Source organism: Paraburkholderia sediminicola, from assembly GCF_046026675.1.
GTDB classification, from domain to species: Bacteria; Pseudomonadota; Gammaproteobacteria; order Burkholderiales; family Burkholderiaceae; genus Paraburkholderia; species Paraburkholderia sediminicola_F.
On record NZ_JAQQEY010000002.1, the window covers coordinates 2,412,540 to 2,429,682 of the forward strand.

Consider the following 17,143-nt stretch of genomic DNA (forward strand, 5'->3'; position numbering starts at 1 on the left):
GGTTCTATCGTTGTAGTCAGTGAATCACGTGCAATTCGTAGCGGGCATCCGCACGGTCACGGTTGGCTTCTCTCGTGCACAGAAATGCGTCCCAGCCGAGGCGCGCGCCGCCGCTCAGCGTGCTGGGTCCCACCTCCTTGCGGCGCAGTACCAGCGAGACCTCGTATTCGAGGGTCACGCCGGCGAGCAACGTCAGCATGCGTTCGAGCGCGACGGCGCGGTCGGCGCCAGGTAAAAACGCTTCGTAGTCGGCCTTGTCGAGCGGCCCGATCACGAGCCGCGCGCGCATGTCGCGTTGCCAGACCCGCTCGCCCGCCAGCGCGGTTGCGCCGAGCGTCGCATTGACACCGCCGAGCACGGTCAATTGATCGCGCGGCACGTCGTACCATTTGCCGACGAACTGCTCGACACGCACCCGCACCTTGAAGTACTCGGACAGCGTGCGTTGCAGATAGGCCGCTGAAACCGGCCGGTGCCGCGCAGCCAGTGCATAACCGGCAATCGCTTCGTCGAATAGCGCGCCGTCGCCGCTTTGCAGACTGTTGCGCGTGTCGTCGTCGGCGACGCCTGCTAACGCGAGCAACAGCGGCAGATAACGTTCGTCGCGATCCAGTTCGTAATGAAACGGCAGCCGGTACTTCTTCCATGCCGCATAGAACAGTGCAGTCGCGCGATTCGAAAACACGTCGAAAAATTCGCGTGCGGCCCGGTCGCGCTTGATCTGCTCGCGCGCGATGATCTGTTCGGTGTAATGCAGCGGCAAGGCACCCTGCCCACCGAGCAAACCGAAAAACGCCGGCGTGATATCGACCTTGTGGAGCGAGCCTGCTTCGAGCGCGGCGGTGCGTTGCGGCTTCTCTTTCAGCGCCGTGCCTTCATCGTCGTAAGACTGTGCGCTGTGAATTTCGCTAGGCGGAAACGACATCGACAGCGAATTGCGAAAGGCAATCCGCTGCGCGACGATTTCGCCGGGGCGTCCATGACTCGACGGCGTTTGCTGCGAGAACCACTTCTCGAGAATCCGCACCGCCTGAAAAAATTCGAAGCGATGCGGTTCGTCGAGAAGTTGCTCGACTACGCCAGGATCGATTCGCCGCTGCGCGGTTTGCATCGCAGAATCTCCTCGCCGGTGCGCTTCGACACGACGACCAGTTGCACAAAGCTGTTCAGATGCACGTACAGCCCGAAAAACGTATCGATCACCCGCACGAACGACGCGAGACTCGTGCCGACGAAGTGCTCTTCGTCGATCGTCAAACGAATCTCGATGCCGCGCACGAAGGTTGCAAACGGCTTGCCCGGCAGCCATTGCACCGCTGCGCGCTGCTCGATGCCGACCAGGCCGTCGATATGTCGCGCCGACACCGCCGTGCGCCGCAAATCGTAAAGCACCAGCATTTCCTTGAGCGCCGACAGGCCGCTATTGGCGAGCGACACATGATTCAACGCCAGATGCGAAATCAGCCGCCAGTGCGAGGCGCGCCCGCGCTCGAAACGCACGCTAGGCGTCGGCCTGCGCAGCATCGTGATGCTGCCGGTCAGCGAGCCGCCTTCCAGAAACAGATCGCCGCCTTCGAGACCCACGGCGAGGCCGGCGGGCAAGTCGCGATTGGTACACGTCAGATCGAGACTCAGTGTATCGGTCTGCGGCGCGGCAGGTTCGAAGTCGATATCGACGATCGAGATTTCGGTCTCGTAGCCGGGGCTTTTCTGCGCAACCCAATCGTTGCGTCGCGCGAACCAGTAGTGTCCCGCACGCGCCGCTTCGCCGTGATGCAGCGAATAGAACGGCCGGAATTCGATCACCGATTCTTCATGTGCCTGCTGCCGGACGAGTTTCACCGAGTCAATCGAATAGACTTCGTACGCGAATGCCCGGCGCGCTTCGGCGATCACCGGGTACGAAATCGCCTGGTGACTGATGCGGATCGGCTCGCCGTGCTGTTCAAACAGATTCACGACCGGCGTGCAGAACAACCGGAAATGATGCGCAGACAATGAATCCAGCAAGCGCGCGACGTGAGAGTCGCTGCGCACTTCCTTGAGTACGATGTGCAGCGTCAGGCGCTGGCAGCGGCCGCTCGCGCGGGTCATCGCCGCCAGATCGAAATCGGTGAAGTTGAATTTCTCGGGGAAAGCAAAGTATTCGGTCAGCAACCGGTACGCCGGATGCGATTTGGCCGGATAGTCGATCAGCGCATCGTCTTCGTCAAAACCGGCTTGTACGACAGGTGACTCACGCAGTTGGGTCCACACACCGCGGCGGTCGGCTTCGACATAAGTGGCCATCGCGTTGACGAACAGGCAATCCGCCAGCGCCGCGATAAACGATTGTTCGCCGTGCAGGTGCGTGCGCAACGTGCCGACTTTCAATGCGGAGAGATCGAGCTGCGCGGCCGTCGATTCGAATGTGATCGACACGATCGCCGTAGCGTTGCCTGGCAGGACGGTCGCACTCGGCGCCATGGCCACCGACGTGTACTTCGCCTCCGAGATCCGGATCGGCGTCAGCGTCACATCGTAGGCAGTCCGGAAGCGGCATTGCACGCCGCGAATCGGGCGCGACTTGAGTTCGGTGCCACGCTCGACCAGCACCGGTTCGGTCAGATGACTGAGCGCGGCCGAGGTGCCCAACTGCGCGATCGAGCACGACGGAAACGGCCGCAGGTAGTGCGGATACAGCACTTCCAACAGCGCTTCGGTGAATTCGGGGTAATCGTCGTCTAGCTTCTTGTTAATACGCGCGCCCAACAGCGCGAACGATTCGATCATCCGCTCGACGTGCGGATCTTCGCAGTGCTCGCCCGACATCGCGAGGCGCGCGGCGATCTTCGGATAGCGCTCGGCAAAATCGCGCGAATAGCGCCGCAGAAATGATAATTCGCGCTCGTAATACGGCAGCAATTCTTCCATCGATCTATCCCCGAACCTGAACCATCGCCGCCTGATCAGCCGCTACCGTTGCGCGTTAACGGTGACGACAAAGCGGTACTCAAAACACCAAAACGCAGGTACTAAAACTCAGCCGCCAAAATCAGCTACTAAAGCTTCGCGCGTGCGCGCGTCACCGAATATTGCAGCGTAGAAGGCTGCAGCATCGCATCGAAACTCACCGGTTCTTCCGCCGGGTGCACAACCAGCAGCGCCTGAATCGCAAAGTTCAGCGCGTTGGTGGATTGTTCGTTCAATTCGAGCGTGACCGCCACCTGCTGCAAGCGCGGCTCATGCCGTGCGATCGCCTGTTGAATCGATTTGCAGATAAACGTACGGTCGTAATGGCTCGCCAGGCTCAAGCCCGCGAAATCGTTCAGGCCGTACGTGAGCACCGAGCGCTGGCATTCCGGCAGCGCCGCCAGCTCGTGCTCGGTCAGGGCGATCCGGGTGTTCAGGATTGCCTCGACGTCGCGCGCAACGGTGGCCTTCAACTCGTCCAACGACAATTGCCGCATCGCCGGGGAAGCCGGCAGATGCGGTTCGTCGTCGAACAGCTTGTCGAGAAAGCTGGGTTCGAAGCGTTTCATCAGCGTCCGAAAACCGGTTCGATGCGAGGCGCGCGCGGCGGGCGTCAGCCTTTTCAGGCCGCACGCCGCGTGCGCCCCGGCATCAGACCGCGTACGTCTTGTCGTTCTTCGTCAGGCTCCACGCGCCTTGCGCGTTGCCGCCCTGGTTGCCGCCGATCTTCTGCTGCGTGTACTTCCACTGCACGGCAGCGTACTTCAGCGAGAACTGTTCGGTCGGCAGGCCTTCGCCTACCACGCTCGGCGTGGCGCTCGAGATGATCACGTACTTGAGCTTCACTTCCAGGTACTTGATGCGGTTGCCTTCGCCGTCCGAACGCATGAAGTCGATCGTCACTTCGTCGAACGTCGTGCCGCCCGATGCGTGTTGATAGATCAGCGGGCTGACCACGTCGATGTCTTTCGTGAACTGCATGTCAGCGTGCTCGCAACGCTCGGACGTGTGACCGCCCGCCGTCGAAGCCGTTGCCGAACGCGGTTGCGTAATCGAGTGGCTCCACGAATCGATTTCGATCCAGCCAGCATGATCTTTATCGGCAGACTCGCCTTTGATCGCCGGATTGCCGAATTTTAAATAGATGTCCTTCATAACTCATCGACTCCCCAAAGAGGTGGTTTTAACAGCCTGCCCGTGCGGCCGGCACGGGCTTTCTGACTTCGTTTATGAATTTGCCGGTTTCGGCAGGTCAGCGACAAGCCGCAAAGAGATCGACAGCTCGTCCAGTTGAAAGTGCGGACGCAGGAACGCGACCGAACGATACGCACCAGGCTTGCCCGGAATCTCAGAGACCTGTATCGATGCCTCGCGCAGCGGGAACTGCGCTTTCTGCTCCTGGGTCGCGTTGTCGTCCAGCAGCACGTACTGCGAGATCCAACGGTTCAGGAATACTTCGACGTTCTGCGCCGATGCGAAGCTGCCGATCTTGTCGCGCATCATCGCCTTCAGGTAGTGCGCGACGCGCGATACCGAGAAGATGTACTGCAGCTGCGCGGACAGCACGGCGTTCGCATTTGCGCTATCGGTGCTGTATTTCTTGGGTTTCTGCACCGATTGCGCGGCGAAGAACGCGGCGTAATCCGAATTCTTGCAGTGCACGAGCGGGATGAAACCGAGGTCGCTCAGTTCCTTTTCGCGGCGATCGGTAATCGCAATTTCGGTCGGGCATTTCAGCGCGACTTCGCCGTCGTCGGTCTTGAACGTGTGGGTGGGCAGGTCTTCCACCAGGCCGCCGCCTTCCACGCCGCGAATCGCCGCGCACCAGCCGAAGTCGTCGAATGCGGCCGTCAGGCGAGCGGCAAATGCCCACGCTGCGTTACACCACAGGTATTTGCTGTGATCGGTGCCGTCCACGTCTTCGACGAAGTTGAAGCCTTCCGCCGTGGCGCCGTCTTTCGGATTGAAAGGCAGGCGGCCAAGAAAACGCGGCAAGGTCAGGCCGACATAGCGCGAGTCTTCGGAGTCGCGGAACGACTTCCACTTCGCGTATTCGACGGTATCGAACACTTTGCCGAGATCGCGCGGCTTGCCGAGATCGGCAAACGTTTCGAGACCCATCAGTTCAGGCGACGCCGATGCGATGAACGGTGCGTGCGCCGCGGCCGCGACATGCGCCATCTGTTCGATGAAGTACACGTCTTCAGGCTGACGCGTCACTTCGAAGTCGCCGATGATCGTGCCGAACGGCGCGCCACCGAATGTGCCGAACTCTTCTTCATATACCTTCTTGAAGAGTGCGCTCTGATCGAATTCGATGGCGTTCTTGAAGTCGCGCACGAGGTCGCGTTTCGGCGCGTGCAGCGCCTTGATCTTGACGGTCGAGCCGGTATTGCTTTCCTTGCACAGGTAGTCGAGGCCGCGCCACGTGCTTTCCATGCGCTGGAATTGCGGCGCATGCATCACCGCGCTCAGTTGCGCGGAGATCAGGCGGTCAAGTTCCGCGACGCGCGCGTCAATGGTGGCCGACAGATTGTCGGACATCACCACCGTGCCGTCGAGCACCTGGTGGACGAGCTCGCCGATCAGGTCTTTCGCGCGCGCGTGTTCTGAGTCGGACTTCGCCACGCGGCTTTTCTCGACGATTTCGTCGAGCAGCGTGGATTCCGTGCCGCTCTGCGCGCTGGCGAGTTGGGCTGCTGCCGTTTGCTGGTTCATCTCACACCCCGTACGTACTTATTCGCCCTGCTTGTCGTGATCCGGCGCGCCGGCGTGCTGGTCTGCTGCGTTGCCCTGATCTTTCGCCAGCGTCTGCAACTGCTGCGTGTTGTTGAGCACTTCGCTCAGCAGGTCCTCGAGCTTGTCGTTGCCGGCCAGCTTGTTGCGCAGGTCGGCCAGCTTCGAACGCGCATCGAGCAGACGGCGCAGCGGTTCGATCTGCGCGACCACTTCATCCGGATTGAAATCGGCCATCGACTTGAAACGCAAGTCGACTGCAAATTTGCCGCCCGTCTCGCTCAGGCGGTTTTCCACCTGAAACGCAGCGCGCGGTTCGATCGCTTTCATCACGTCGTCAAAATTGTCGCGGTCGATGTTGACGAACTTGCGATCGCGCAGCTTCGGCTGCTCGACTTCGGACTGCCCGGCCAGATCGGCGACCACGCCGACGACGAACGGCAGTTCCTTTATCTCGATCGCATCGCCGCGCTCAACTTCGTACGTCAGTTGAACGCGCGGAGGCCGCACTTTTTGCAAACGTTTCTGAATACTCTCTTTCTTCGCCATCGTCGGCTCCCGGATGCAGATAGATCAGGCGTGAGGATCAGCGCAGCGCGCTGAACGGGTCGGACGCGCCGCCGCTTTGTGCGGCTTTGGCGGGTGCTGCAGGCGCAGCCGGGGCGGCGGGCGCTGCGGGAGCCGCCGGCGTAGCGGCCGGAGCCGCTGCGCTGGTAGTGGCATCCGGCGTATCCGCGGTCTTGCCCTTGGCGACGACGTGGCGAACGACGCGTTTCTTCTTCGCGGTCGGCTTGTCGTTCGGATCAGGCGGGAACAACGTAGCTTCGCCGAGCGTGTCGCGCAGCTGCTTGGCGAGCGCTTGCGCGTCTGACTTCGCATCACCCGCGAGCGACGCATCCTGACGCAGTTCGCCGAGCGATTGCGTGGCCACGCGCAGGCCGGCAACCGCCAGCACGCTCTTGGCCTGACGATCTGTCTGGTCGCGCTGCAGCGCTTCTTGCGCGGCGACGATGGCCTGACCGTAATGACCCTGCGTGAACTGGATCTGCGCAATGCGCGACCACGGTTCTTCACGGGTCGGATCCGATTTTGACAATTGCTGATAAAGCGAGATGGCGCGATCCTGATCACCGCCCTTGGCGACGGTATCCGCGTCCGCGAGTTGCTTATTAAAAGCCTCCGGTGTGGTCGCTGTATTGTTGCCCTGTGTCGCGCAACCGGCAATCACGCCGCATGCCAACACTACCCCAGATAGTTTTACTAACAGACGCTCATTCATCGTTTTTCACCGACGTGCGATTTTTTTAATTCAAGGGAAAACCGGAGTTTTGCTTTGCTTCAACTGCGCGGGTATAGTACAGGCCAATTTTCGATAATTCAACTTTCGTGTGAAGAAGCATTGCACAAAAAAAATGCACGTGGATGATTTAAACGAAACATGCAGAAATTGTTTCCTGGCGCAATAGTCACATTGCGGAGAACGGAAAAAATTTCCGCATATCGGCCTGCCAACACGCGAGTGCCAGAGAACAATGCACTTTGCATAAAGCGGCATTACGCGGCATAGCGTTGCTGCAAATTTGCCGGATTGAATTCGTTATTGATGTTTTGACGGGGGACGGCGCCGAGCCGGTCGATGTATATGAATTCGCGTCTTGTTCGCCATGCATCGCTATTGATTGCCAGCGCCGCGGTATGCGCACTTCTGGGCGGCTGCGCGGCCGCCGTGCCGGCGCTGGGAGCCGCTGCCAACGCGGTTTTGCAGGCGAGCGGCCTCGGCAAGCCCGACGTGCCGGACGCGCAAAAGCCACCACGTAATGTCGGCCTCACGCTATACGCCGCACCGAATCTGAATTCCGCCAATGACAATCGCCCATTGGCGCTGGTCGTGCGGCTTTACGTGCTGAAAGACCCGACTTCATTCCAGCAGGCGCCATTCGACGCTTTTACCGATCCGGCCAAGGAAAAGACCGTACTGGGCGGCGATCTGCTGGGCGTGCGCGAAGTGACGCTGATCCCCGGTCAACGTTACGTCGTTACCGAAAAAGTCTCGCGCGAAGCGCAGGCATTCGGTATCGTCGCTCTATTCCGCGACCCGGCCATGCAACGTTGGAAATTCGCCTTCGACCCGGCGAAGTCGGAGAAATCCGGCATAATGATCGGCCTGCATAACTGTGCAATGACGGTGACCAACGGCACTGTGATCCCGCCAGAACAGGGATTGCCCGCCCAGCCGTTGAATATGCTTTCTTCGGTAAGCTGTGGCTAAAGATGCCGTGCAAATACGATTTAACAGTTTTTAGAGAATTAACAATGCGGCGTTCGAATCGGTTATCTCCGGACGCGTCACACGCTGAACGCATATAACAGGTTTGAGATGAGTTATTCAGCAAAAGTGCTCTGGGGGGAAGGCCTGTTTCTGAGGCCGCAGCATTTTCAGCGTCAGGACGCCTATCACGAGGCGCGCCTGTTCGAATCGATCCAGGCAATCCAGCCGTACAACTGGGGCGTGCGTTCGGCGCGCTTCGACCGCGACGCGCTCGGCAGCAACGTGCTGCGCGTGAGCGAACTCTCACTAGTGTTTCCGGATGGCGCGCTCTACTCCGCGCCGCAAGCCGACGGCCTGCCACCGCCGATCGCGCTCGACACGCTGCCAGACGGCATCAACGAATTTACCTTTTATCTCGCGCTGCATCCGTTGCGCGAAGCCGGCGCGAACTATTCACAAGACAGCAATGCGGGTTTCGTGTCGCGTTACGTCAGCGAGCAGACACCGGTGGCCGATCATTTCACCGACGCCGCCGAAGCCGACATCACCTTCCTGAAGACCAGCGTCAAACTCATTGCGCATAGCGAGCCGCGCGACCAGTTGTTGTCGGTGCCGCTCGTGCGCGTGCGCCGCACCGCCACCTCGGGTTTTGAAATCGACGACACGTTCGTGCCGCCCTGCCTCGCGATCGACGCGTCGCCGATCCTGCATCAACGGCTGCGTCAACTGATCGACGCGCTGCAGGCCAAGGTCAACGCGCTGTATGGTTTTCACCGCGAGCCGACCAAGAACATCATCGAGTTCCGCTCCGGCGACATCGCGTCGTTCTGGCTGCTGCACACCGCGAGCGCCGCGTTCGCCTCGCTCGCGCATCTGTATCAGCATTCGGCGCTGCATCCTGAGCGTCTGTTTCAGGAATTGCTGCGTCTGGCCGGCCAGTTGATGACGTTTTCGAAGGGTTATGCGCTGTCCGATCTGCCGGCTTACCGGCATGACGATCCGGGCCCCGGCTTTGCGCGTCTCGACACGATTCTGCGCGATCTGCTCGAAACCGTGATCTCCACGCGTTACTTCGCGATCGCACTCGAAGAAGTGCGCCCGTCGTTCCATGCGGGCCGTCTCGACTCGGGCAAGATCGACGACAAAACGATGTTCTACATCGCGGTGTCCGCGGACATGCCGACCGCGGAACTCGTCGAAGCCGTACCCGCCCGCTTCAAGGTCGGCGCACCAGACGACGTCGACAAGCTGGTGCTCTCGGCCATGCCGGGCGTGCGCCTCGTCTACACGCCGCAAGTCCCGCCCGCCATTCCGGTGCGGCCGGGCGCATGCTACTTCTCCTGCGAATCGCGCGGCGCATTGTATGACCGTATGTTGCAGGCCCAATCGGCAATGATTTACGCGCCGTCGGGCATCAACGATCTTCAACTCGAACTGATCGCCGTCACATCATGAGCTACGCGCCTTCCCTGTTTGGCGGCAGCACGCCTGCCGCGACGCCCGCCCCCATGACCGAGCCGAGCTACCAGGTCCGCTCGCTGCTCGATCTGCTGTACGACGGTTTCTTCATGCTGTTTCTGTTGAAGAACGGTCGCGAGCCCGGCGAAGCCAACGAATTCAGCCAGCGCATCCAGCAGTTTCTCGGCGACTTCGAGCGCGGCGCGAAAAAGCTCAATGCGTCGGCGGAAGATGTCTACGCGTCCAAGTTTGCGTTCTGCGCGGCCATCGACGAATCGGTGTTGTCGTCCACCTTCAAGATTCGCACGGAGTGGGAGCGCCGGCCGTTGCAGCTCGTGCTGTTCGGTGAGCAACTGGCAGGCGAGAAATTCTTCCAGTATCTCGAGGAATGCCGTGCGCAGGGCGCCGCGCGTTTGCAGTCGCTCGAGGTGTTCCACATGTGCCTGCTGCTCGGCTTCCAGGGCAAATATCTGCTCGAAGGACCGGAGAAGCTCGCCTATCTGACCGCGCGCATCGGCGACGAAATCGCGCATATGAAAGGCAAGCGCGCACCGTTCGCGCCGCATTGGCCGCTGCCGGACCAGGTCGCGCACCGGCTTAAGCGCGAGGTGCCGTTGTGGTCTATCGGCGCGGTGTTCGCGCTGGTTGGGCTGCTCGCTTATTTGGGGCTGAATACTTACCTGAAAGATCAGACGTTGCGCACGCTCGCTCCGTATTCGCAGGTGGTCAAACTCGGACCGCAATCGGCCACATTGACGATTTCGTTGCCTTAAGGGACATTAAGGGACCCTTTGTGCCCGGGTGCGTCAGCACGCAACGTCGTTAATAAACCGCTGCCCGGCGCACGGCCCCGTATGACAGGTCAGTGGCTGATCATCCACGGCCGCCCGCCAGGATTGGTCTTGAGGCCGCCTTGGGTCGTCGCGCCGGCGGACGCCTTCGCCCCGCACCCGCACCCCGGCCCATGTCGATGCGTGTACTCGCCCGAACGCTGCGGCGCATGCGCGGAGCGTTCGTTAGTCTGGTGACCGGCACGCGCGGCCGTCGACATCAGCGACAACGCCGGCAGACTCAGCATGCGCTGCGCCGGTGCGGCGCAAGCAGGACACGCGCAGGCCGTATCGCGCTCGGCGACGCGGCGTATCGCGGCAAAGGGGCCGCAGGTATCGCAACGGTAGTCGTAAGTCGGCATCGTGCTGCCCTCTAAAGATCGGTGGATCGGTATTTGCATCGCCAGCATGCCGGATGGCCGCCGTACTGATTGCGCGGCGGCCTCGGCACGCGCTATCGCGCCCGCTCAATAAGACACGCGTCAGACCAGATCCGGCGACAACGGCAGATCCACCCCGCCCGCGATGTGCCTGACCGGCCCGGCCGAACTCGGCCGGATATCGAAGTCGAAGATCTGCGTGGGCAACCACAGCGTGGCGCACGCATTCGGCACATCGACCACACCGCTGATATGCCCTTGTACAGGCGCAGTACCAAGAATCGAATAGGCCTGTGCGCGTGAATAGCCGAACTTCGTCAGATATTCAATCGCGTTCAGGCAAGCCTGCCGGTATGCGATATGCACGTCCAAGTAGTGCTGCTTGCCCTGCTCATCGACCGAGATACCTTCAAAAATCAGGTAGTCGTTGTAGTTCGGCGTGATCGGGCTCGGTTTGAAGATCGGATTCCTGATGCCGTACTTCGCCATGCCGCCCTTGATCAGCTCGACCTTCATATGTACCCAGCCGGCCATTTCGATCGCGCCGCAGAAAGTGATTTCGCCGTCGCCCTGACTGAAGTGCAGGTCGCCAACCGATAGGCCTGCACCGTCGACATACACGGGGAAGTACACCTTCGAGCCCCGCGACAAATCCTTGATGTCGCAATTGCCGCCATGCTCACGCGGTGGCACTGTGCGCGCCCCTTCGGCGGCAGCTTTGGCGTGATCGTCGCCAGCGAGTCGTCCCATGTGCGCCGTCGCCGCGAACGGCGGATTGGCGAGGCCGGGCACACGTTGCGGGTCCGTGGCGATCAGCGCCGCCTCGCGTTCATTCCACGTCGCCAGCATCTTCGGATCGGGCAGGCACCCGATCAGCCCCGGGTGAATCAGCCCCGCGAAGTTCACGCCGGGAATATGCCGCGAACTGGTGTAGAGACCATGGAAGTCCCAGATTGACTTTTGCGCCTGCGGGAAATGATCGGTCAGGAAGCCGCCGCCGTTCTTCTTCGAGAAGAAGCCGTTGAAGCCCCACTGGCTTTCCTGCTTCGCGCCGATATCGAGCAGATCGACCACCAGCAGATCGCCCGGCTCCGCGCCCTTGACGCCGACCGGTCCCGACAGAAAGTGCACGATCGACAGGTCGATATCGCGCACGTCGTCAGCGCTATCGTTGTTCTTGATGAAACCGCCGGTCCAATCGTAGGTTTCGAGAATGAAATCGTCGCCGGGATTGACCCAGCAGGCCATCGGGATGTCCGGATGCCATCGGTTGTGGACGTTTTCGTTGTCGTAGGCCGACTGTTTCAGGTCGACCTTGATTAGCGTTTCAGCCATTGCAAACCCTCCTCCAGGAAATGACAGACAGTCGGCTCACACCGACAGGTATTCGCGAATCTTTGCAGTGTCGACGGCGCTGCGCGGACTCTCGTGCACGAGCCGGCCGCCTTCGATAACGAACAGCCTATCTGCGACGTCGAGCGCAAAACTCAGCACCTGCTCCGACACGATGATCGTGATATCGCGCAGCTTGCGGATCTCGTTCAATGCTTTGGCAATGTCCTTGATGATCGACGGCTGGATGCCCTCGGTCGGCTCGTCAAGCAACAACACTTTGGGCTGAGCAACGAGCGCGCGGGCAATCGCCAGTTGTTGCTGCTGGCCGCCGGAGAGGTTGCCGCCCTTGCGGGTGCGCATGTCGTAAAGCACGGGAAACAGTGCGTAGATCTCTTCGGGTACCGTTTTCGTGGGGGCATTCTCGAGACCGGTCTGGATATTCTCTTCGACACTCAGCGTTGCGAAAATCTGCCGGCCTTGAGGCACATAGGCGATGCCTTTGGCGACCCGTCGGAAACTCTCGTCACGCGACACCTCCTCACCGTCTACCTGCACCGAACCTGCCTTAAGCGGCAAAATGCCGATCAGCGATTTGAACAGCGTGGTCTTGCCCATTCCGTTGCGTCCCATGATCGCCACGGTTTCGTTGCGGGCGGCGTTGAAGCTGATGCCATGCAGCGCTTCGCTTTGGCCGTAACTGACGAATACGTCGTCGACATTCAACATGCTGGGCTCCTCCGTGAACGACTCGATAGCCAGCTCAGTGGCCGAGATAAACGTCGATGACGCGCGGATCCGCCTGCACCTGTTCCATCGCCCCTTCGGAGAGAATCTTTCCCTGGTGCATCACGGTGACCTTGTGGGCAATCTGCGCGACAAACGCCATGTCATGCTCGATCACGATCATCGAGCGGTTCTGGCAGATCCGTTTGAGCAGCTCGGCCGTAACCTCGCGCTCGCGCACGCTCATGCCGGCAATCGGCTCGTCGAGCATCAGCAATTCCGGCTCCTGCATCAGCAACATGCCGATTTCCAACCACTGCTTCTGCCCGTGCGACAGCAGCCCGGCCTCGAGATCGAGCTGGTTTTCAAGGCCGATTTCACCGGCCACGCTGCGCACACGGTCGAGCACATCGCCGGTGCGCCGGAACGTCAGCGCGCCAAAGACGCCCCGCCCGCGCGGGAACGACACCTCGAGGTTCTGGAACACTGAGAGGTTTTCGTAGATCGACGGCGTCTGGAACTTGCGGCCAATCCCTTTGCGCACGCGGCGAAACTCCGGCAGCCGCGTCATCTCCTCGTTGCGAAACTTGATACTGCCTTCGCTCGCTCGTGTCTTGCCGCAGATCAGATCGAGCAGCGTCGTCTTGCCCGCGCCGTTCGGCCCGATCACCACGCGCAACTCGCCGCGATCGACATACAGGTTCAACGAATCGATGGCCTTGAAACCATCGAACGACACGCTCAGGCCTTCGACGGCCAGCACGAAATCGGTATTGCTCATGAAGCGCTCCTTGCGCCGAGGCGCGCGAGCCATGGTTTGACGTGGCTGTCGTAGAGACCCGCCAGCCCGTTCGGAAACGCCAACACGACGCCAATGAAGAGCGCGGCCATCAGAAACAGCCACAGGTTCGGGAAACTCTCGGAGAACCACGTCTTGCCGAGATTGACGAGTACCGCGCCGTAGACCGCGCCCACCAGCGACATGCGCCCGCCCACCGCGGCGTAGATCACCATCTCGATTGACGGCACGATGCCCACGAACGACGGCGACATGAAACCGACCTGCAGCGTGAACATCGCCCCGCCGATCGCCGCAAGCACAGCGGCGATGCAAAACGCGAACACCTTGAACATGGCGACGTCGTAGCCGGAGAAGCGCACCCGGTCCTCTTTGTCGCGCATTGCGAGCAGCAAGGTACCGAGCTTGCTGCGCTGAATCTGCCGGCAGCAAACAATGGCCACGAGCAGCAGCACCGCGTTGACGAAGTACAGGATCAGCTTTGCTCCATCGCCGCGAATATCCCAGCCGAGCAGCGTGCGCAGATCGGTGATGCCGTTCACACCGCCGGTATAGCCCTGTTGGCCGATGATCAGCACCGACAGGATCAGCGCCACCGCCTGCGTGATGATCGCGAAGTAGACGCCACCCACGCGCCGCTTGAACATCGCGAAGCCGACCACGAACGCGAGCGCGCATGGCACGGCCAGCACCGCCGCCAGCGCAAACGGCAGCGAATGAAACGGCTTCCACCAGAACGGCAAGGCGGTCAACTGATTCCAGTCCATGAAGTCGGGAATGCCCGGCGTCGACTGGATCTTTGTGCTGATCGGGTCCGAAGCTTCGAGCTTCAGAAACATCGCCATGCAGTAGCCGCCGAGGCCGAAGAACACGCCCTGCCCTAGGCTCAGCACACCGCCATAGCCCCACGCCATCACGAGCCCAACGGCGACGAACGCATAAGTCAGATACTTGCCCATCAGGTTCAGGCGGAACACATCGAGCGCGAGTGGAAACACGACGAGAATCAGCAACGCCAGCACGACGATGCTGCCGTAGCCATCGCCTGTCAGCCAGCGCTTCAGCGCGGGCCGCAAGCCGGCGCGGGCCGCGGCGGGGCCGGGCGCGCCGGACGCGCCGGCGGAAGGGTTCAGCTGGTCCATATTCGTTTCTCCGGGCTGAAGCGATTGAGGCAGCCGTTCAGTGGCGCAGTCGATGAGTGCTCAGGCACGACGCACCTTCGAAGCGAAGAGCCCTTGCGGCCGCAACATCAGCACAACGACGATGGTGAGCAGCGTCACCACGCGAGCCGATGAGCCGGTCATGAAAAATTCGCTGATCGACTGCATCTGCGCGATGCCGAACGCGGACGCCACCGTGCCGAGCAGACTCGCCGCGCCGCCGAACGTCACCACCAGGAACGAATCGACGATGTAGAGTGACCCGCTGGTCGGTCCCGTTGAGCCGATCGCTGTGAACGCCGCGCCCGCCACGCCCGCGATCCCGCAGCCGATCGCGAAGGTCAGCCGGTCGGTCTTGCGGGTATCGATGCCGGCCGCGTTCGCCATCTGCCGGTTCGCGACGGTGGCGCGCACTCGTAGTCCCCAGCGCGAGCGATATAGCGCCAGCAGTACACCGCCGGTCATCAGCACCGCGAGGCTCATCACGAACAGTCCGTTGATCGGGATGTCGAGACCCGGCTTCGGCGACCACGAACCCATCAACCAGTCCGGCAGCGTGGGGCTCACCTCCTTCGGGCCGAACACCGAGCGAAACACCTGCTGCATCCCCAGGCTCAGGCCCCAGGTCGCCAGCAGTGTGTCGAGCGGACGCCGGTACAGATGGCGGATCAGCGCCCACTCCGCCACCCAGCCTGCCGCGAATGCCAGCACGAAGGCGGCGCCGATCGCGATCGGAAAGTACACCGGCGCGTAGCCATGCCAGTAGTTGTCGGCCAGTTGCGAGAACATGTAGATCGTGTACGCGCCAATCGTCATGAACTCGCCGTGCGCCATGTTGATGACGCCCATCTGGCCGAAGATCACCGCCAGCCCCAGCCCCATCAGCAGGAGCACGCTGAACAGGCTCAGGCCGGCAAAGCCCTGCATCAGCGTGACGTTAAGAATGTCTGAAGCCGACATGACGCTCTCCTCGAAATGATCCGCGCGCGCTCACGTGGCGGCAGCGCGCCTGATTCGCGGCTGATTCGCGTTTCACTGATAACCCTTGGGGAACGGGTTCGGTTCAATCAGATCGGGCGACTCGGCCACCACCTTGAACTGACCGTCCGCCTGCGCCTGACCGATGCGCGTGCGGCTCCACAAGTGATGGTTTGCATGAATCTTCACGTAGCCTTCCGGCGCAGTCTTCAACTCGATGCCAGGCGATGCGGCGACGACCTTGTCGACGTCGAAGCTGCCGGCCTTTTCCACCGCCGCTTTCCACAGCCATGGCCCGAGATAGGCGGCCTGGGTGACGTCGCCGATCACCGACTTGGGTCCGTACCTGGCCTTGAATGCCGCGACGAATTTCTTGTTGTTGTCGTTGTCGAGCGATTCGAAATACTTCATCGCCGAATAGAAGCCCGCGACGTTTTCACCGCCGATCCCGAGCACTTCGTCCTCGGTCACCGAGATGGTCAGCAGGAACTGCTTGTCCGCAGTGATGCCGGCCGCTTTCAGTTGCTTGTAGAACGCCACGTTGGAACCACCGACGATGATCGCGTAGATGCAATCCGGCTTGGCGATCTTGATCTTGTTGATCAACGAGTTGAAGTTAGTGGTGCCGAGCGGGTAATACTCTTCGCCGACTACCTTGCACCCGCTCAGATGCTGCTCGATATGCTTGCGCGCAATCTTGTTCGACGTGCGCGGCCAGATGTAGTCGGAGCCAATCAGGAAGAAGCTCTTCGCCTTCTTCGTCTGGTTCGCCCAGTTCAGCCCCCAGAGAATCTGCTGGGTCGCTTCCTGCCCGGTGTAGAACACGTTCTTCGATTGCTCGAGCCCTTCGTAGAACGTCGGGTAGTACAAGAGGCCGTTATCGCGTTCGAAGATCGGCAACACGGCCTTGCGCGACGCTGACGTCCAGCAACCGAATACGGCAGCCACGTGATCGTTTTCAAGCAGCTTCTTCGACTTCTCCGCGAAGGTCGGCCAATCGGACGCGCCATCTTCCTGAATGATCTTGATCTGACGGCCGAGAATGCCGCCTGCTGCGTTGATCTGTTCGATCGCGAGACGCTCCGCCTGAATCGAACCGGTTTCGGAGATCGCCATCGTGCCGGTTGCCGAGTGCAACTGGCCGACTGTCACTTCGGTATCGGTCACCGCGAGGCGCGTGGTGTTGACCTTCGCGGTCGGATACTGCTGGGCCCGTGCGATACCGGAGACGGCGAGCGCGGGCGCGGCGGCGAGGCCCATCAAGAGTTTGCGGCGCAGCGCCGAAGGCATGCCAGATTCGTTCTGGTCGTCGTGTGACATCGAATTCTCCTTGTGGTCGTAATCGGGCGACCCGCGCTGGGAACCGGCTGGCGGTGTCGACGGAACGAAAGGTAGGTAGCCAATTTGCGCGGCCCAATACGTCAGTTGACGTAGGGCGCGGTAAAAATCCGCTCCCTATAATCGCGTCGGCATGGCGAGCGAGCGGTGCCGACGCAGCGCCGCCCATGGCATGACGGTGTCGC

Annotated in this window: 17 protein-coding genes; 3 read left to right on the top strand and 14 right to left on the bottom strand. The window is 61.0% G+C overall.

All coding sequences use genetic code 11. The features are described 5' to 3' along the window. Window positions 1-16: 16 nt before the first annotated feature. The 7 genes from tssG to PQQ86_RS30520 form a co-directional block, all read right to left on the bottom strand. Window positions 17-1,111, bottom strand: coding sequence for a type VI secretion system baseplate subunit TssG (gene tssG / locus PQQ86_RS30490; protein ID WP_408275538.1), 1,095 nt, complete (start codon window positions 1,109-1,111; stop codon window positions 17-19). Continuing rightward, a complete protein-coding gene (gene tssF, locus PQQ86_RS30495) occupies window positions 1,075-2,913 on the bottom strand; it encodes a type VI secretion system baseplate subunit TssF (RefSeq protein WP_408275541.1) in 1,839 nt (612 codons plus the stop codon). Before tssF ends, tssG begins: the two co-directional genes overlap by 37 nt. A gap of 128 nt (window positions 2,914-3,041) precedes the next feature. Beyond that, window positions 3,042-3,521, bottom strand: a complete 480-nt coding sequence (tssE, locus tag PQQ86_RS30500; RefSeq protein ID WP_054036473.1) for a type VI secretion system baseplate subunit TssE — start codon at window positions 3,519-3,521, stop codon at window positions 3,042-3,044. An 82-nt stretch (window positions 3,522-3,603) separates the two neighbouring features. After that, on the bottom strand, window positions 3,604-4,107 hold the full coding sequence (locus PQQ86_RS30505; protein WP_054036475.1) for an Hcp family type VI secretion system effector: 504 nt from the start codon (window positions 4,105-4,107) through the stop codon (window positions 3,604-3,606). Window positions 4,108-4,179: 72 nt separating this feature from the next. Further along, window positions 4,180-5,670 carry a type VI secretion system contractile sheath large subunit gene (gene tssC / locus PQQ86_RS30510; RefSeq protein ID WP_097396851.1) on the bottom strand — a complete coding sequence of 497 codons (1,491 nt, stop codon included), beginning with the start codon at window positions 5,668-5,670 and terminating at the stop codon, window positions 4,180-4,182. Window positions 5,671-5,688: 18 nt separating this feature from the next. Further along, a complete protein-coding gene (gene tssB, locus PQQ86_RS30515; RefSeq protein WP_097396852.1) occupies window positions 5,689-6,237 on the bottom strand; it encodes a type VI secretion system contractile sheath small subunit in 549 nt (182 codons plus the stop codon). 37 nt (window positions 6,238-6,274) lie between these two features. Then, the gene (locus PQQ86_RS30520; protein WP_408275546.1) at window positions 6,275-6,967 is read right to left on the bottom strand and encodes a tetratricopeptide repeat protein; all 693 of its coding nucleotides are present in this window, start codon (window positions 6,965-6,967) and stop codon (window positions 6,275-6,277) included. 363 nt (window positions 6,968-7,330) lie between these two features. Here PQQ86_RS30520 and tssJ point away from each other — a divergent pair, with 363 nt between their 5' ends. The 3 genes from tssJ to icmH all read left to right on the top strand — a co-directional run bounded on the left by tssJ (window position 7,331) and on the right by icmH (window position 10,188). After that, a complete protein-coding gene (tssJ, locus tag PQQ86_RS30525) occupies window positions 7,331-7,957 on the top strand; it encodes a type VI secretion system lipoprotein TssJ (RefSeq protein ID WP_256458319.1) in 627 nt (208 codons plus the stop codon). A gap of 108 nt (window positions 7,958-8,065) precedes the next feature. Continuing rightward, a complete protein-coding gene (gene tssK, locus PQQ86_RS30530; RefSeq protein ID WP_093638429.1) occupies window positions 8,066-9,412 on the top strand; it encodes a type VI secretion system baseplate subunit TssK in 1,347 nt (448 codons plus the stop codon). Then, entirely contained in the window at window positions 9,409-10,188 is a 780-nt protein-coding gene (icmH, locus tag PQQ86_RS30535; protein ID WP_408275550.1) for a type IVB secretion system protein IcmH/DotU, read from the top strand. Before tssK ends, icmH begins: the two co-directional genes overlap by 4 nt. 89 nt (window positions 10,189-10,277) lie before the next feature. Here icmH and PQQ86_RS30540 read toward each other — a convergent pair whose 3' ends face one another. The 7 genes from PQQ86_RS30540 to urtA all read right to left on the bottom strand — a co-directional run bounded on the left by PQQ86_RS30540 (window position 10,278) and on the right by urtA (window position 16,940). Continuing rightward, window positions 10,278-10,646, bottom strand: coding sequence for an FmdB family zinc ribbon protein (locus PQQ86_RS30540; protein ID WP_408275553.1), 369 nt, complete (start codon window positions 10,644-10,646; stop codon window positions 10,278-10,280). Window positions 10,647-10,727: 81 nt separating this feature from the next. Next, window positions 10,728-11,960, bottom strand: a complete 1,233-nt coding sequence (gene fmdA, locus PQQ86_RS30545; protein WP_211703476.1) for a formamidase — start codon at window positions 11,958-11,960, stop codon at window positions 10,728-10,730. A 36-nt stretch (window positions 11,961-11,996) separates the two neighbouring features. Next, entirely contained in the window at window positions 11,997-12,686 is a 690-nt protein-coding gene (gene urtE / locus PQQ86_RS30550; RefSeq protein WP_408275557.1) for an urea ABC transporter ATP-binding subunit UrtE, read from the bottom strand. A gap of 34 nt (window positions 12,687-12,720) precedes the next feature. Beyond that, complete coding sequence (urtD, locus tag PQQ86_RS30555) at window positions 12,721-13,464, bottom strand: urea ABC transporter ATP-binding protein UrtD (protein ID WP_408275560.1); 744 nt, start codon at window positions 13,462-13,464, stop codon at window positions 12,721-12,723. Next, window positions 13,461-14,624 carry an urea ABC transporter permease subunit UrtC gene (gene urtC / locus PQQ86_RS30560; RefSeq protein ID WP_408275563.1) on the bottom strand — a complete coding sequence of 388 codons (1,164 nt, stop codon included), beginning with the start codon at window positions 14,622-14,624 and terminating at the stop codon, window positions 13,461-13,463. The genes urtD and urtC overlap by 4 nt, the downstream gene beginning before the upstream one ends. 60 nt (window positions 14,625-14,684) lie before the next feature. Further along, complete coding sequence (gene urtB / locus PQQ86_RS30565) at window positions 14,685-15,602, bottom strand: urea ABC transporter permease subunit UrtB (RefSeq protein ID WP_408275566.1); 918 nt, start codon at window positions 15,600-15,602, stop codon at window positions 14,685-14,687. Between the two features lie 72 nt (window positions 15,603-15,674). Then, on the bottom strand, window positions 15,675-16,940 hold the full coding sequence (urtA, locus tag PQQ86_RS30570; protein WP_408275569.1) for an urea ABC transporter substrate-binding protein: 1,266 nt from the start codon (window positions 16,938-16,940) through the stop codon (window positions 15,675-15,677). Window positions 16,941-17,143: the final 203 nt, after the last annotated feature.

Bases quoted from the DNA above. Each gene is read 5' to 3' on its own strand.
- tssB (WP_097396852.1), bottom strand. From the start codon at position 6,237: ATGGCGAAGAAAGAGAGTATTCAGAAACGTTTGCAAAAAGTGCGGCCT.
- PQQ86_RS30540 (WP_408275553.1), bottom strand. From the start codon at position 10,646: ATGCAAATACCGATCCACCGATCTTTAGAGGGCAGCACGATGCCGACT.
- tssC (WP_097396851.1), bottom strand. From the start codon at position 5,670: ATGAACCAGCAAACGGCAGCAGCCCAACTCGCCAGCGCGCAGAGCGGC.
- tssK (WP_093638429.1), top strand. From the start codon at position 8,066: ATGAGTTATTCAGCAAAAGTGCTCTGGGGGGAAGGCCTGTTTCTGAGG.
- urtD (WP_408275560.1), bottom strand. From the start codon at position 13,464: ATGAGCAATACCGATTTCGTGCTGGCCGTCGAAGGCCTGAGCGTGTCG.
- icmH (WP_408275550.1), top strand. From the start codon at position 9,409: ATGAGCTACGCGCCTTCCCTGTTTGGCGGCAGCACGCCTGCCGCGACG.
- urtA (WP_408275569.1), bottom strand. From the start codon at position 16,940: ATGTCACACGACGACCAGAACGAATCTGGCATGCCTTCGGCGCTGCGC.
- urtE (WP_408275557.1), bottom strand. From the start codon at position 12,686: ATGTTGAATGTCGACGACGTATTCGTCAGTTACGGCCAAAGCGAAGCG.
- PQQ86_RS30505 (WP_054036475.1), bottom strand. From the start codon at position 4,107: ATGAAGGACATCTATTTAAAATTCGGCAATCCGGCGATCAAAGGCGAG.
- fmdA (WP_211703476.1), bottom strand. From the start codon at position 11,960: ATGGCTGAAACGCTAATCAAGGTCGACCTGAAACAGTCGGCCTACGAC.
- urtC (WP_408275563.1), bottom strand. From the start codon at position 14,624: ATGGACCAGCTGAACCCTTCCGCCGGCGCGTCCGGCGCGCCCGGCCCC.
- urtB (WP_408275566.1), bottom strand. From the start codon at position 15,602: ATGTCGGCTTCAGACATTCTTAACGTCACGCTGATGCAGGGCTTTGCC.
- tssJ (WP_256458319.1), top strand. From the start codon at position 7,331: ATGAATTCGCGTCTTGTTCGCCATGCATCGCTATTGATTGCCAGCGCC.
- tssE (WP_054036473.1), bottom strand. From the start codon at position 3,521: ATGAAACGCTTCGAACCCAGCTTTCTCGACAAGCTGTTCGACGACGAA.
- tssG (WP_408275538.1), bottom strand. From the start codon at position 1,111: ATGCAAACCGCGCAGCGGCGAATCGATCCTGGCGTAGTCGAGCAACTT.
- tssF (WP_408275541.1), bottom strand. From the start codon at position 2,913: ATGGAAGAATTGCTGCCGTATTACGAGCGCGAATTATCATTTCTGCGG.
- PQQ86_RS30520 (WP_408275546.1), bottom strand. From the start codon at position 6,967: ATGAATGAGCGTCTGTTAGTAAAACTATCTGGGGTAGTGTTGGCATGC.